The 14,197-nt window shown below is 70.6% G+C and carries 14 protein-coding genes and 1 pseudogene; 8 read left to right on the top strand and 7 right to left on the bottom strand.

All coding sequences use genetic code 11. From position 1 onward, the window contains the following. Positions 1 to 51 precede the first annotated feature (51 nt). Positions 52 to 549 (bottom strand): MarR family winged helix-turn-helix transcriptional regulator, encoded by a 498-nt coding sequence (locus ITI46_RS28620; protein WP_209242815.1) that lies wholly within the window; start codon positions 547 to 549, stop codon positions 52 to 54. A gap of 26 nt (positions 550 to 575) precedes the next feature. On the opposite strand from ITI46_RS28620, the gene ITI46_RS28615 reads away from it, so the two are divergent. Then, positions 576 to 1,424 (top strand): trans-aconitate 2-methyltransferase, encoded by an 849-nt coding sequence (locus tag ITI46_RS28615; protein ID WP_247746741.1) that lies wholly within the window; start codon positions 576 to 578, stop codon positions 1,422 to 1,424. A gap of 23 nt (positions 1,425 to 1,447) precedes the next feature. On the opposite strand, the gene ITI46_RS28610 is transcribed toward ITI46_RS28615, so the two are convergent. The 5 genes from ITI46_RS28610 to ITI46_RS28590 form a co-directional block, all read right to left on the bottom strand. Beyond that, positions 1,448 to 2,008: a GNAT family N-acetyltransferase gene (locus ITI46_RS28610; protein ID WP_209242814.1), complete on the bottom strand. Its 561-nt coding sequence runs from the start codon at positions 2,006 to 2,008 to the stop codon at positions 1,448 to 1,450. A 92-nt stretch (positions 2,009 to 2,100) separates the two neighbouring features. After that, on the bottom strand, positions 2,101 to 2,733 hold the full coding sequence (locus tag ITI46_RS28605; protein WP_209242813.1) for a TetR/AcrR family transcriptional regulator C-terminal domain-containing protein: 633 nt from the start codon (positions 2,731 to 2,733) through the stop codon (positions 2,101 to 2,103). A gap of 82 nt (positions 2,734 to 2,815) precedes the next feature. Then, positions 2,816 to 3,454 (bottom strand): Uma2 family endonuclease, encoded by a 639-nt coding sequence (locus ITI46_RS28600; RefSeq protein ID WP_209242812.1) that lies wholly within the window; start codon positions 3,452 to 3,454, stop codon positions 2,816 to 2,818. A 100-nt stretch (positions 3,455 to 3,554) separates the two neighbouring features. Then, positions 3,555 to 4,157 carry a TetR/AcrR family transcriptional regulator gene (locus ITI46_RS28595; protein ID WP_221506569.1) on the bottom strand — a complete coding sequence of 201 codons (603 nt, stop codon included), beginning with the start codon at positions 4,155 to 4,157 and terminating at the stop codon, positions 3,555 to 3,557. A 154-nt stretch (positions 4,158 to 4,311) separates the two neighbouring features. After that, positions 4,312 to 5,457: an acyl-CoA desaturase gene (locus ITI46_RS28590; RefSeq protein WP_209242810.1), complete on the bottom strand. Its 1,146-nt coding sequence runs from the start codon at positions 5,455 to 5,457 to the stop codon at positions 4,312 to 4,314. A 382-nt stretch (positions 5,458 to 5,839) separates the two neighbouring features. On the opposite strand from ITI46_RS28590, the gene ppc reads away from it, so the two are divergent. Further along, positions 5,840 to 8,575 (top strand): phosphoenolpyruvate carboxylase, encoded by a 2,736-nt coding sequence (ppc, locus tag ITI46_RS28585; RefSeq protein WP_307808359.1) that lies wholly within the window; start codon positions 5,840 to 5,842, stop codon positions 8,573 to 8,575. A 43-nt stretch (positions 8,576 to 8,618) separates the two neighbouring features. Here the strand turns inward: ppc and ITI46_RS28580 are convergent, their stop codons facing one another. Continuing rightward, on the bottom strand, positions 8,619 to 9,146 hold the full coding sequence (locus tag ITI46_RS28580) for a hypothetical protein (RefSeq protein ID WP_209242808.1): 528 nt from the start codon (positions 9,144 to 9,146) through the stop codon (positions 8,619 to 8,621). An 80-nt stretch (positions 9,147 to 9,226) separates the two neighbouring features. Between ITI46_RS28580 and ITI46_RS28575 the strand changes: the two genes are divergently transcribed. The 6 genes and pseudogenes from ITI46_RS28575 to ITI46_RS28550 form a co-directional block, all read left to right on the top strand. Beyond that, a complete protein-coding gene (locus tag ITI46_RS28575) occupies positions 9,227 to 9,547 on the top strand; it encodes an ArsR/SmtB family transcription factor (RefSeq protein ID WP_209242807.1) in 321 nt (106 codons plus the stop codon). Then, on the top strand, positions 9,544 to 9,813 hold the full coding sequence (locus ITI46_RS28570; RefSeq protein WP_209242806.1) for a hypothetical protein: 270 nt from the start codon (positions 9,544 to 9,546) through the stop codon (positions 9,811 to 9,813). Before ITI46_RS28575 ends, ITI46_RS28570 begins: the two co-directional genes overlap by 4 nt. A 125-nt stretch (positions 9,814 to 9,938) precedes the next feature. After that, positions 9,939 to 12,254, top strand: a complete 2,316-nt coding sequence (locus tag ITI46_RS28565) for an MMPL family transporter (protein ID WP_209242805.1) — start codon at positions 9,939 to 9,941, stop codon at positions 12,252 to 12,254. 156 nt (positions 12,255 to 12,410) lie between these two features. Continuing rightward, complete coding sequence (locus tag ITI46_RS28560; RefSeq protein ID WP_209242816.1) at positions 12,411 to 12,977, top strand: DUF421 domain-containing protein; 567 nt, start codon at positions 12,411 to 12,413, stop codon at positions 12,975 to 12,977. 85 nt (positions 12,978 to 13,062) lie between these two features. After that, positions 13,063 to 13,809: a methyltransferase domain-containing protein gene (locus ITI46_RS28555; protein WP_209242804.1), complete on the top strand. Its 747-nt coding sequence runs from the start codon at positions 13,063 to 13,065 to the stop codon at positions 13,807 to 13,809. A gap of 142 nt (positions 13,810 to 13,951) precedes the next feature. Continuing rightward, a pseudogene (locus tag ITI46_RS28550) lies at positions 13,952 to 14,197 on the top strand (hypothetical protein); the annotation flags it as partial.

The following is a 14,197-nucleotide window of genomic DNA, read 5'->3' as shown; positions in this document are numbered from 1 at the left end:
GGGGTAGGGCACTCGGCCGACCGGGGTCGGCTGCGGCTGCGGTGCGGTCGTTCAGATGGGGATGTTGTCGAACGGCGCCGTCAGCTGCCGCAGCAGCGAGGCCAGTTCGCCGCGCTGCAAGGGGGAGAGCTCGGCGAGGATGGCGCGCTCCTGGTCGAGCAGTCCGGCCAGTGCGCTGTCCGCGCGGTCCTGCCCTTCGACGGTCAGCCGCACCAGGACGCCCCGCCGGTCGCTGGGATCGGGCAGCCGTTCCACCAGCCCCTTCTTGGCGAGGCGGTCGATGCGGTTGGTCATCGTCCCCGAGGTGACCAGCGTCTGGGTGAGCAGCTGGCCGGGGGAGAGCTGGTAGGGGGTGCCGGCGCGGCGCAGCGCGGTCAGCACGTCGAACTCCCACGGCTCCAGGCCGTGCTCGGAGAACGCGATACGGCGGGCCCGGTCCAGGTGCCGGGCCAGTCTGCTGACCCGGCTGAGCACCTCGAGCGGTTCGACGTCGAGGTCAGGGCGCTCCCGGCGCCAAGCTGCCACCAAACGGTCGACCTCGTCCTCCATAGGATCAGTGTAGAGGTTCTGTCGACATGAAGTCTCTTGACGTCAAGAGAGCGGCGGTGCACCCTGCTGCCATGTGGGACCCCCAGCAGTATCTCCGGCACTCCGGGCCTCGGCTGCGCCCTGTCCTCGATCTTCTCGCACACGTACCCGGCCGGCTGCCCGGCCATCCCCGCGTCCGGATCGCCGACCTCGGCTGCGGGCCCGGCGGCCCCAGCGCGCCGCTGGCCGAACGCTGGCCCGAGGCGCACATCACCGGATACGACAACTCACCGGAGATGCTGCGCGAGGCCGAGGCGCACGCTCGGCCCGGTCGTCTCGACTTCGCCCACGCCGACCTCGCCCGCTGGCGCCCCGACCCCGCCGAGAGCTTCGGGCTGCTCTTCTCCAACGCGGCCTTCCACTGGGTGCCCGGCCACCAGCACGCCTTCCCCGACTGGATCGCGGCCCTGCCGTCCGGTGGCACCCTCGCCTTCCAGGTGCCCGGCAACTTCTCCGCACCGAGCCATACGTTGCTGGCCGAGCTGTGCGGCTCCGCGCGCTGGGGCGGCCGGATCGCTGCCGCCGCCCCCGTGGATGCCGTGCTCACCCCGGCCGAGTACGCGGAGATCCTGGCCCCTCTCGGTCCCGACGGCTGCGACGTGGACGCCTGGGAGACCACCTACCTCCACCGGCTGACCGGCCCCGATCCCGTACTCGAATGGGTGAAGGGCACCACCCTCCGGCCCGTACTCGCCCGGCTCGGTGACGACCCCGCTGCGCGCGATGACTTTCTGGCCGAGTACGCGGAGGCGCTGCGTGCCGCGTACCCACGCGGCGCGGACGGCACGACGGCGTTCCCCTTTCGCCGGGTGTTCGTGGTCGCGGTCAAACGCTGAGTGCCCCGTGAGGGGCACCCCTCTCATCGCCGCTGTGCTGCCTTCCACTCCGGTGCCAGCACCGACCAGATCTCCATGTCCGCCCGCGCACCCCGATAGAAAAAACTCTCCCGGAGCACGCCGTCCCTCGTCATTCCCAGCCGGCGGGCCACCGCGATGCTGGGCTCGTTCGCCGAGGAGACGTGCCACTCGACGCGGTGGATGCCGCGCTCATGGACGGCCCAGTCGATGATGACCCGCGCCGCCCGGGTCACCAGGCCCTTGCCCACCGCCGACGGCTCCAGCCAGCAGCCCGCCTCGGCGGTGCCCTGCGCCAGGTCCATCGTCCGGAAGAGCACCCCGCCGACCAGCTTGTCGTCCGCCGTCCAGATGCCGTGGATCCGCCCGGTGTCGGTGGCGGCCTTGTCCGCGTACGACTGGAGGAAGGCGCGGGCCGAAGCCAGGTCCTTGTTGGCGTCCGGCAGCCCCACGTGCTGTCCGATGAACTCCCGCCCGCGCTCGATGTGGGCCAGGAACTCCTCGGCCCGCCACGGTTCCAGCGGGCGCAGCTCGGCGCCGTCGTCGCCCAGGGATATCGCGAACATCCTCGTCCTCCGCGGTCCGGCATGTGCTCACCTCGGGCACACTGCGAGGGGAGCTTCGCACACGCGTGCGCGCGAACCGAAGGATTTTCCGCTCAGTGCTCCAACGGGCTCCGCTCCGGGGCGAGTTCCCGGGCGATGCCGTCCAGGACGAGCTTGAGGCCGTGCTCGAAGTCCTCCTCGGTGAGGCGGAAGGTGCTGTGCTCGCCGATGAGGGCGGCGGCCAGCGTCGGGCGGCTCGCCAAGTCCTCGGAGGTGAGGGGGACTCCGGGGCTGACGGCGGTCAGCGTCGCGCCCAGCGCGTAGGACTCGGTCAGCAGGACGGCGCGGGCCGCGTTCCGCACCGGCCAGCCCGCCGCTGTCAGCACGTTGAGCACGGTGTCGAAGCTGTCGAGGGAGCGCTGGTTGCGGGTGGGGCGGTGCATCACCAGGGGCACCGCGTGGGGGTGGCGGCGGAAGGTGCGGAAGTAGCGGCGGGCCATCCCGTCCAGCTCCGCGCGCCAGCTCCCCGTCGGGCTCCAGCCCTCGTTGATCTCCTGGACGATCGCGTCCACGACGGCCTCGAACACGCCCTCGCGGTCCCGGACATATTTGTACAGCGACGGGCTGGTCACCCCCAGGCGCTGCGCCAGCCTGCGCATCGACAGCGCTTCGATCCCCTCCTCGTCCAGCGTGCGCAGCGCCTCGTCGAGCACGGCGGGGCGGGAGATACGCGGCGGGCGAGGCATGGGGGACGGCTCCAGGGACTCGCGGGGAGAGGGCGCGCCCGATCCTAGGGGGGTACCTGGTGGGAGGGATTGCGACAGAACGTCAGAACTGGTCGAGCGCTTCCAACGTGATGTCGATATCGACCACAAACGGCACGCTCACCTTGAGGCGGTCGTGGTGGATGCCGGTGAGCGCGTATGCCTTGGTGACCGGGTCCAACTCATAGACCCGCACCACCAGATGCTCATCGACCCCCGCCCGCTCCACCAGCCAGAAATTCGGAATGCCCGCTGCGGCGTACTTGTGCGGCTTGGTGTCGTGGTCACGCGCCTCCGACTCGGGGCTGACGACCTCGACCGCGAGGTGGACGTCCCGCGCGGCGTACCGCGTCACGCTCCGGTCGGAAACGGCGTCGGCGTTCACCACGCAGATGTCGGGCTCGGGAGCGTTCTTACGGTCCAGCACGACTGCCATCTCGCGGCGCACCTTCAGAGTCTTGGGGACGCTCCTGCGCAGACCGGTCAGCAGCAAGTCGATCACAATGCTGTGGTAATCCCGCTGCGGACTCACGAAAACCAGACTCCCGTCGATCAACTCGGTATGCGGCGGGAGGTCGGGCAGCGTGAACAGGTCGTCCACGATGTATCCGTCCTGAGGCGGCCTGGGCCAGCGACTGCCGGGCTCAGGCGCGGGCTGACGCTCGGGATCGGGCTCGTGCCCGGCGATCGGCTCGGCAGTCATGGTTCCTCCCATAAGTGGGATTCTCGGCCTGCGTCCCCACGCTAGCGGGCGGCTCCGACCGTAACCATCTGAACGGGTGACCGGTGACGGACCTCGTGGTTCAGGACCGGCGGTGGCCTATCAGGCGGGGTTTCTGTTCCAGGCCGTCGAGGCCGTGCCAGGCGAGGTTGACGAGGTGGGCGGCGACCTCGGCCTTCTTGGGCTTGCGGACGTTGAGCCACCACTGTCCCGTCAGGGCGACCATGCCGACGAGGGCCTGGGCGTAGAGGGGGGAGAGCTTGGCGTCGAAGCCGCGGTTCTTGAACTCGCGGCCGAGGATGTCCTCGACCTGGGTGGCGATGTCGGAGATCAGCGAGGCGAAGGTGCCGGTCGACTGGGGGAGCGGGGAGTCCCGCACCAGGATGCGGAAGCCGTCGGTGTACTGCTCGATGTAGTCGAGCAGCGCGAACGCGGCCTGTTCCAGCAGCTCACGGGGGTGACCCCCCGTGAGCGCCCCCGTCACCATGTCCAGCAGGCGCCGCATCTCGCGGTCCACGACGACCGCGTACAGGCCCTCCTTGCCGCCGAAGTGCTCATAGACGACCGGCTTGGACACCCCGGCCTTGTGGGCGATCTCCTCGACGGACGTCCCTTCGAAGCCGCGTTCGGCGAAGAGGGTGCGGCCGATGTCCAGCAGCTGCTCGCGGCGCTCTTTGCCGGTCATCCGGCGCCGGGCGCGCTTCTTGGGACTGCTGGACGGCGGCGTCCCGCCGCTGAAGGGCGGCGTCGTCTCGTCGGTCGGCACGGGGTGGGCCTTCCCTGTTGGTTGGCTTGCTGGGAGCCCAGGGGTCTGGCCTGGCCCCGGGGTCAGCACAGCATCATGCCGCCCTGGCCGACTGCTCCGGACGGCGGGAGTCCGAGCCCGAGGCGTCGATGGCCGCCGGGTCCGCTTCCGCGCTGTGCGGGGCGCTCTCCTTCGCCTGTGCCGGCTGTGCTGCCTGTGCCGTCTGCGACAGCTTGCGGCGGCGCGAGCCGTCCATGTTGCGGCGCGAGTCCAGCCGGTCGTACTTCGGCCAGCGCACGTCGTACGCCCAGCCGGCCTTCTCGAACCAGCGGATGATGCGTGCGCTGGAGTCGATCTGTCCCCGCTCGACGCCGTGCCGGGCGCAGGTAGGGTCCGCGTGGTGCAGGTTGTGCCAGGACTCGCCGCAGGACAGGACCGCCAGCCACCACACGTTGCCCGAGCGGTCCCGCGACTTGAAGGGGCGCTTGCCGACGGCGTGGCAGATGGAGTTGATCGACCAGGTGACGTGGTGCAGCAGTGCGACGCGCACCAGCGAGCCCCAGAAGAACGCGGTCACCGCGCCCTGCCACGACCAGGTGGCGAGCCCGCCGACCAGCGGCGGGATCATCAGCGAGACGACCGTCCACATCACGAACTGGCGGGAGACGGCGCGCAGCGCGGGGTCCTTGACCAGGTCGGGCGCGTACTTGTGCTGCGGGGTCTGCTCCTCGTCGAACATCCAGGCGACGTGCGCCCACCACAGGCCCTTCATCAGCGCCGGGATGGTCTCGCCGTAGCGCCACGGGGAGTGCGGGTCGCCCTCGGCGTCGGAGAACTTGTGGTGCTTGCGGTGGTCGGCGACCCAGCGCACCAGCGGGCCCTCCACGGCCAGCGAGCCCATCACGGCCAGGGCGATGCGCAGCGGACGTTTCGCCTTGAAGGAGCCGTGCGTGAAGTAGCGGTGGAAGCCGATCGTGATGCCGTGGCAGCCGATGAAGTACATCGCGACCATCAGCCCCAGATCCAGCCAGCTCACCCCCCATCCCCAGGCCAGCGGCACCGCGGCCACCAGTGCCACGAACGGAACGGTGATGAACAGCAGCAGCGCGATCTGCTCCGCGGAGCGCCGCTTCTCACCGCCCAGCGTCGCGGACGGCAGTGGCTCGGGGGAGGCCCCCTGCGGCGAGTCGGCGGGGGCGGGCTTCGGTGAACTGTCGAGCACGTCCGGGCTTGTCGTCATAGATGTCCCTCGTTGGACCTCGGCTTGGCTACGGTTCCGTAACCTACGGCGTCGTAAGTATGGCAGCCGTGAGTCACGGGACAAGGGGGGTGCGCGCCGGGGCGGGATCCGCCGCGCTGCCCACCCCTCGGACGGAAGTGCTGTACCACGCTGGGGCCGACCTATCCTTGTTGCGTCGGACAGCGCGGTCCGCCACCTGCCCGAAGCAACCCCGCAAGGGAAGCAACCCCGCAAGGGAGCCGCACCTGTGAGCAGCGCCGACAGCAATCAGCGAACCCCCGAGCCGTCCGAGAACCTGCCCGGATCGAGTGACCCCGGGACGGTGTCAGGCGCCGCGGGCGGGAAGGTATCCGGCGGGGGATCCGGCAGTCACGGCACCGGCGTGGACAGCGTGGACGCCCCCGAGTCGTCCTCGGCCCTGCGTGCCGACATCCGCAGGCTGGGCGATCTGCTGGGCGAGACGCTGGTCCGCCAGGAGGGCGCGGAACTGCTCGACCTGGTCGAGCGGGTACGCGCGCTCACCCGCAGTGACGGCGAGGCAGCCGCCGAGCTGCTGGGCGAGACCGATCTGGAGACCGCGACCAAGCTGGTGCGGGCCTTCTCCACCTACTTCCACCTGGCCAACGTCACCGAGCAGGTGCACCGCGGCCGCGAGCTGCGGCAGCGCCGCGCCGGGGACGGCGGGATGCTCGCCCGTACCGCCGACATGCTCAAGGACGCCGACCCGGCGCACCTGGCGAACACGGCGCGTCACCTCTCCGTGCGCCCCGTCTTCACCGCGCACCCCACCGAGGCGGCCCGCCGCTCGGTGCTGACGAAGCTGCGCAAGATCGCGGAGCTGCTGGAGGAGACCGACGGCCGGCCGGGCGCGGCCGAGCGCCGCCGCACCGATCTGCGGCTGGCCGAGAACGTCGACCTGGTCTGGCAGACCGACGAGCTGCGCGTCGCCCGCCCCGAGCCCGCCGACGAGGCCCGCAACGCCATCTACTACCTGGACGAGCTGCACCGCGGTGCCGTCGGCGATGTGCTGGAGGACCTGGCGGCCGAGCTGGAGCGCGCGGGCGCCCCGCTGCCGTCCGGCACCCGCCCGCTGACCTTCGGCACCTGGATCGGCGGCGACCGCGACGGCAACCCCAACGTCACGCCCTCGGTCACCTGGGATGTGCTGCTGCTCCAGCACGAGCACGGCATCTCCGACGCCCTCGCACACGTGGACGAGCTGCGCGGCGCCCTCTCCAACTCGATCCGCAACTGCGGCGCCACCCAGCCGCTGCTGGACTCCCTGGAGAAGGACCTCGCCCGGCTCCCGGAGATCAGCCCCCGCTACAAGCGGCTCAACGCCGAGGAGCCCTACCGGCTCAAGGCCACCTGCATCCGGCAGAAGCTGCTGAACACCCGCACCCGGCTGGCCGAGAAGCTGCCGCACACCGAGGGCTGGGACTATCTGGGCACCGGCGAGCTGCTGGCCGACCTCGCCCTCATCCAGGACTCGCTGCGCGAGCACCGCGGCGGCCTGGTCGCCGACGGCCGCCTGGAGCGCGCCATCCGCACCACGGCCGCCTTCGGCCTCCAGCTGGCCACCATGGACGTACGCGAGCACGCCGACGCGCACCACCACGCGCTCGGCCAGCTCTTCGACCGGCTCGGCGAGGAGTCCTGGCGCTACGCCGACATGCCGCGCGACTACCGCCAGCGGCTGCTCGCCAAGGAGCTGCGCTCCCGCCGCCCGCTCGCCCCGAGTCCCGCGCCGCTGGACGCGGCCGGCGCCAAGACGCTCGGCGTCTTCGAGACGGTCCGCAAGGCGCTGGAGACCTTCGGGCCCGAGGTCATCGAGTCGTACATCATCTCGATGTGCCAGGGCGCCGACGACGTGTTCGCCGCCGCCGTACTGGCCCGGGAGGCCGGGCTGATCGACCTGCACGGCGGCTGGGCCAGGATCGGCATCGTGCCGCTGCTGGAGACCACCGACGAGCTGAAGATCGCCGACGAACTGCTCGACGCGATGCTCTCCGACCCCTCCTACCGCAAGCTGGTCTCGCTCCGCGGCGACCTCCAGGAGGTTATGCTCGGCTACAGCGACTCCTCCAAGTTCGGCGGCATCACCACCAGCCAGTGGGAGATCCACCGCGCCCAGCGCCGGCTGCGTGACGTGGCACACCGGCACGGCGTACGGCTGCGGCTCTTCCACGGCCGGGGCGGCACCGTCGGCCGCGGCGGCGGCCCCACCCACGATGCGATCCTCGCCCAGCCCTGGGGCACCCTGGAGGGCGAGATCAAGGTCACCGAGCAGGGCGAGGTCATCTCCGACAAGTACCTGGTGCCCTCCCTCGCCAGGGAGAACCTGGAGCTGACGGTCTCGGCCACCCTCCAGGCGTCGGCCCTGCACACTGCACCCCGCCAGTCCGACGAGGCGCTGGCCCGCTGGGACGCGGCCATGGACACCGTCTCGGACGCGGCGCACCGCGCCTACCGCGAGCTGGTCGAGGACCCGGACCTGCCCGCGTACTTCTTCGCCTCCACCCCGGTGGACCAGCTCGCCGAGCTGCACCTGGGCTCCCGCCCCTCCCGCCGCCCCGACACCGGCGCGGGTCTGGACGGGCTGCGGGCCATCCCGTGGGTGTTCGGCTGGACGCAGTCGCGGCAGATCGTCCCCGGCTGGTTCGGCGTCGGTACGGGCCTGAAGGCAGCCCGCGAGGCCGGGCTCGACAGCGTGCTGGAAGAGGCGCACACCCACTGGCACTTCTTCCGCAACTTCCTCTCCAACGTCGAGATGACACTGGCCAAGACGGATCTGCGGATCGCCCGCCATTACGTCGAGACGCTGGTCCCCGAGGAGCTGCGGCACGTGTTCGCCACCATCGAGGCCGAACACGCCCGCACGGTGGAGGAAGTGCTGCGCGTCACCGGTGAGAGCGAGCTGCTGGAGGCCAACCCGGTCCTCCAGAAGACGCTGAAGATCCGCGACGCCTACCTCGACCCGATCTCCTACCTCCAGGTCTCCCTGCTGCACCGCCAGCGGCAGGCCGCAGCGGAGGGCAAGGAGCCGGACGAGAACCTGAGCCGCGCGCTGCTGCTGACCGTCAACGGTGTGGCGGCGGGCCTGCGCAACACGGGCTGAGTCCGCGGCGTCTGCGGTGGCGTACGGGCCTGGGTGGTGCTCCTCAGAAGGCGAGCAGCGCCCAGGCCCCGCCCATGATCAGCGCCCCGCACACGCCGGTCAGCAGGGCCGTCTTCTTCATCCGCAGACCGCCCGCGATCACCAGTGAGGCCAGCAGCAGCGCGCCGCCCAGCGGCACCCAGGCGTACAGGATCCCGGCGGGCCCGGTCCGTATGACGTGATCCGTACCGGGCTGTACTGCCACATCCACGGTCCGGCCCTTTCCTCCGGAGACGAACTCCGAGACGGTCACCCGCTCCGGCTTCGACGTCTTCGCGCCGCGGAACGTCCCGGTGCACTCGTCGTCCCCGCACTTGGCGACGGTGACGGTGCCGCGCTCGCTCCCCGACATCGCGGTGGTCGCGGTGTCCCACGACGTCCACACCCCGGCCACCACCAGCACCAGCGCGATCAGCGCCATCAGCCCGGCCCGCGCCAGCAGCAGCATCCCGAAGGCGATCTCGCCCAGCCGCCGCAGCCGGCCGCGCTTGGGCCGGCTGCCGGTGGACGTCTGCGTGGCTCTGGAAGGCATGGCCGCGATCCTTGGCCACTTGTCGGCAGTCGGTCAACCTTCCTGCATATGTAAGTAGGCACCTGCTAATATTCCTTTGCATGTGCTGCACGGGCGACGACCTGGTGCGGGTGCTGGCCACTTTGTCCAACCCGCACCGGGTGCGGGTTGTCGCAGCTCTCGCGGGCGGGCGGAACTACGTGAGCCGGCTGGCGCGAGAGCTGGACATCAGCAGAGCGCTGCTCCAGGTCCATCTGAAGAAGCTGGAGGCGGCCGGTCTGGTCTCCTCCCGGCTGGAGCTGTCGGAGGACGGCAAAGCGATGAAGTTCTACGAGGTGAACCCGTTCTCGGTCCACCTGACACCGGAGTTCCTGGCGAGCGCCGCCGAGACGCTGACCATCGAGAAGGGATCACCGCGTTGAACGAGCACGAGTGGCAGGAAGTCATAGGCACGATCGGGATGTTCACGCTGCTCATCGCCGTGGTCGTCACCTTCGTCTGGCGAACAGCCGCCGGGCGGCGGGCCACGGCTCAGCTGGCCCACGAGAGCGCGTACAAGAAGCTCGCCGAAGACGCCGCGGACAGACAGCAGCGGATCGAGCAGCAACTGGCCGAGATCGGCGGCAAGGTCACCGACCTGACGAAGCGGACGGACACCATCGAACGGGTCCTCAAGGACGTCGAGTAACCCCCCGGGGAGACACCCCGGGCCGTCGAGCGGCAACTCGACGGCCCGGACAACGGGGAGCCGAACCACCTCGCCGCGGGCGAGTTTGCGCAGGAACACTCCACCGAGAAAGAGGAGAGCAGCTCATGCTGCCCAAAAGCAAGTCGGTGCACAGCCCACCGGACAGCACCGGGCCCGGCGCCGGCACGGTCGCCTCGGAGCCGTCGGAGCGAGCGGAGCCATCGGAGCGCCGGAGTGTGGTCGAGGCCGTGGCGGGATGGTCGGCGCGGCACCGCGCCATGGCGATCACCGGATGGCTCGTGCTGGTCGTGGTCGCCGTACTGTCCAGCACGGTGGCGACGGGCGACGCTGCCCGCTCGGTCGACCCCGGGGAGGCCGGCCGCGCCGAGCAACTGGTGGACGCACAGGGCAGCGGCGGCTCCATCAGGGAAAATGTGCTGATACGCGCCCGCGGTGGAAGCCGGGAGTTCGCGGCCGACCCCGAACTGCGGGCGGCCACCGAGCAGCTGGTGGCCGAGCTGCGCCGGGCGCCGGGCGCGGTGCGGGAGATCGGTTCCCCGCTTCAGGCGCAGGGCCGGCGCTGGATATCGAAGGACGGCAGTTCCGGGCTGGTAACCTTCGAAATCGCCGGGCCCGACGGCCGGTTCGCGGCGCACTACGCGGCGGCTGTGCGGGCCGTGCAGCGGGTGCGGGAGCACCACCCGGGCGTACGGCTCGACCAGGCGGGCGACCACAGCCTCTCCCAGGCGGTCAACGAAGGGATCAAGGACGACTTCAAGCGCGCGGAGACGACCTCCCTGCCGCTCACGGTCCTGGTGCTGCTGGCCGTCTTCGGCTCGCTGGTCGCTGCCGGGATACCTCTGCTGCTGTCGGCGACGACCGTGGCGGCCGCGTTCGGGCTGCTGCAATTGGTCGGTCACTGGGTGCCGTTCAACAGCGCCGCCTCGTCCATCGTGCTGCTGATCGGCATGGCGGTGGGCATCGACTACTCGCTGTTCTCGCTCCGCCGCGTACGCGAGGAACGGGCGGCCGGACACGATGTGCGCGAGGCGCTGCGCATCACGGCGCGTACCTCTGGCCATACCGTGGTGGCCTCCGGCCTGACCGTGATGGTCTGCATGACCGGGCTGCTGTTCACCGGTGTCGACGTCTTCAAAGGGCTGACCGCCGGAACGGTTCTGGTGGTCGGCCTGGCGGTGCTCGGTGCCGTGACGGTGCTGCCCGCGCTACTCGCCGCGCTCGGCGACCGCGTCGACAAGGCCCGCATCCCCTGGCTGGGCAGGCGCAGGATCGCGGCGAGGGAGTCGCACTTCTGGGGGCGGGTGGCGGGCGCGGTCGCACGGCGGCCGGTGCCGGCCGGAGCGGCGGCAGCCCTGGCCCTGCTGGTCATGGCGCTGCCCGCGCTCGGAATCCGGCTGCAGGACGCCGCGGTCACGGCCAGCCTGCCCCCCGGCGTCTCGGCGGCGGTGGACGCGGCAACCCACATGCAGAAGCAGTTTCCCGGGGCGGCCACCGCGGCCCGGGTGGTCATCGACCGTACGGACGGCGCCCCGGCCGACACCCCCCAGGTGCGGGAGGCGATCGACGAGCTGCACAGGCAGGCCGCCGACAGCGGCGGTGCGCTGCGGGAGCCGATCACGGCCGTGCCGGTGGGCGGCGCGATGGTGGTGCGGGTGCCGCTCGCGGGCGCCGTCACCGATCCCGCCGCTGACCGCGCCCTGGGAACCCTGCGCGACCACGCGCTTCCCGCCGCGCTCGGCGGGATGGAGGGCGTCGAGTACGCAGTCGGTGGCAAGACGGCCATGCCGCACGACTTCGCGCAGCGGGTGAACAGCCGGACCCCGGTCGTCTTCGCCTTCATCCTGGGGCTGGCGTTCCTCCTGCTCATGGTGGTGTTCCGGTCGCTGACCATCCCGCTGGCGTCGATCCTGCTCAATCTGCTGTCCATCGGCGCCGCGTACGGAGTGCTGGCCTGGGTCTTCCAGGACGGCAACCTGGAATCACTCCTTGGGTTCAACTCCTATGGGGGCGTGGTCAGTTGGCTTCCGCTGTTCATGTTCATCATCCTGTTCGGCCTGAGCATGGACTACCACATCTTCATCCTCAGCCGGATCAGGGAGCGATGGCTCGGGGGTGCGGAACCGCGCGAGGCGGTCGTCGGCGGTATCGCGGCCAGCGCCGGGGTCGTCAGTGGTGCGGCGCTCATCATGATCGGCGTCTTCTCGGTCTTCCTCACGCTGTCCGCCATCGAGTACAAGATGCTCGGCCTCGGCATGGCATCGGCCATCCTCATCGACGCGACCGTCGTACGCGGGGTGCTGCTGCCCGCCGTGATGTCCCTGCTCGGCGAGCGTGCCTGGTGGCTGCCAGCGCAGCTGCGGCGAAGCCCGGGCAGCTCCGCGCCGCCGGTACCCGGCTCAGGTACGCGAGAAGCCGGGTGACCCCTCGACCGCCCCGCCTCCCCGGGGAGAGCTCCCGGGGAGGCGGGACGGTGGGAGTTTCGTTCCCTCTCCGCGGGTTGGGGCGCGTTCCGGGTAACCGCAACACCACTGTTGGGCTTGCGATATCAGCCGGAACCCGGAGGAAGACCAGTGGACATGTGGCACGACATGGTGACGATCCAGATCCCGATCGCCGAGAAGATTGTGCGGACCATCCTGGTGTACGTCGTCATCGTCGTACTGTTCCGGCTGGCCGGGAAGCGGGGGCTGGCGTCGATGAACACCTTCGACTTCGTGGTGATCTTCCTGCTGTCCAACGTCGTGCAGAACGCCGTCATCGGCAGCGACTACAGCCTGCTCGGCGGCGTGGTGGGTGCCGCCACGCTGGTGGGCGTCAACGCGCTCGTCAACAGGCTGCTGGCGATCGAGGGGCACACGGCCCAGTTGCTGGAGGGCAAGCCGACGACCGTCATCGAGGACGGCCACATCATCCGCCGCGCCGTACAGCGGCTCGGACTGCGCACCGGAGAGGTCGAGGAGGCCGTACGGCTGCAGACGGGCGGCACCGTCAAGACCGTCGAACACGGCAGCCTGGAGCCGGACGGCAGGCTGCTCGTCGTCCCCAGCCCGGAGGCCCAGCAGGCGACACGGGCCGACATCGACCGCCTCGCGGAACGGCTCTCGGCCATCGAGGAGATGCTGCGGGCGAGCCGGGGCAAGTGAGGCACAACCCCGAACTGCGATACGAGGGGCGCTTCGCCGCGCGCACTGTGGTGACCGGCGAACACTCGTCCGCATACTGACCGGTATGGCCACCTACGACACGCTGGGCGCCACCTATGGGCGCACACGGCAGCCTGATCCGCGGATCGCTGCGCGCATCGTCGCCGCACTCGGAGACGCCCAGGACGTGATCAACGTCGGGGCGGGCACCGGCTCGTACGAACCCCCGCGGACCGTCCTCGCCCTCGAACCCAGCCGCATCATGCTGGCCCAGCGCCCGCAGGGCTCCGCGCCCGCAGCGCAGGCGGTCGCTGAGCGGCTTCCGCTGCGCGACAACGCCGCCGACGCCGTCATGGCGCTGCTGACCATCCACCACTGGACCGACGTGGCGGCCGGAATCCGCGAACTGCGCCGGGTCGCCCGCCGTCGCATCGTCATCCTGACGTGGGACCAGCAGCTCTTCCGCGAGCGGTTCTGGCTGGTGCGGGACTATCTCCCCGCCGTAGCCGCGTTCGACGACACCCGCGCCGTCCCGCCCGGCCGGCTGGCCGACCTGCTCGGCGGGGCCCGTCCGGAGCCGGTGCCCGTCCCGCACGACTGTACGGACGGGTTCGCCGCCGCTTACTGGCGCCGCCCGCACGCCTACCTCGACCCGCAGGTACGCGCGGGGATCTCCATGCTCGCCCAGACCGGAGAGGACGCCCTCGCACCCGGCCTGAACCGGCTCGCTGACGACCTGACGACCGGCCGCTGGCACACCCGCTACGCCGACCTGCTCGCGCGCGACACCGTCGATGTCGGCTACCGGCTCGTGGTGGCCGAAGGTGTGTAACCAGTACCCGGAGCGCCCAAATCCTCTCCCCAGAGAGTGACAAGTTCACTACGCTTCTCGCCGGTGCCTGTGCGTAACGGTAGAGACACGTGCCGTGGAGAGCGACTGCGCGGCTCGGTATGCGGACGGAGCGGTGGACGGGATGTCCTTCGAACAGGAGTGGAACCACCTCAAGAACGGCGCCGGCGGGGCCGAACCGACTGGCACCGCCATGCAGCTCGACCAGGCGGCCACGCCTGACACCGGACCAGGCGGCGGCAGCCGTATCGACGGATCCGGATGGCTGATCGTCGAACGAGACGACCTCGGACAGGTGGGCCACGCCGCCTACAACCTCTGGCGCAAACTCCGTAAGTCCGCCGACCTCGATGGGGGCGAGGGCGGCGGG

Origin of the sequence: Streptomyces oryzae, from assembly GCF_017676365.1 — a bacterium.
In the GTDB taxonomy this organism is placed as follows: Bacteria; Actinomycetota; Actinomycetes; order Streptomycetales; family Streptomycetaceae; genus Streptomyces; species Streptomyces oryzae.
Note: the sequence above shows the minus strand (reverse complement) of the source record. Positions and strands in the feature narration are given on the sequence as shown.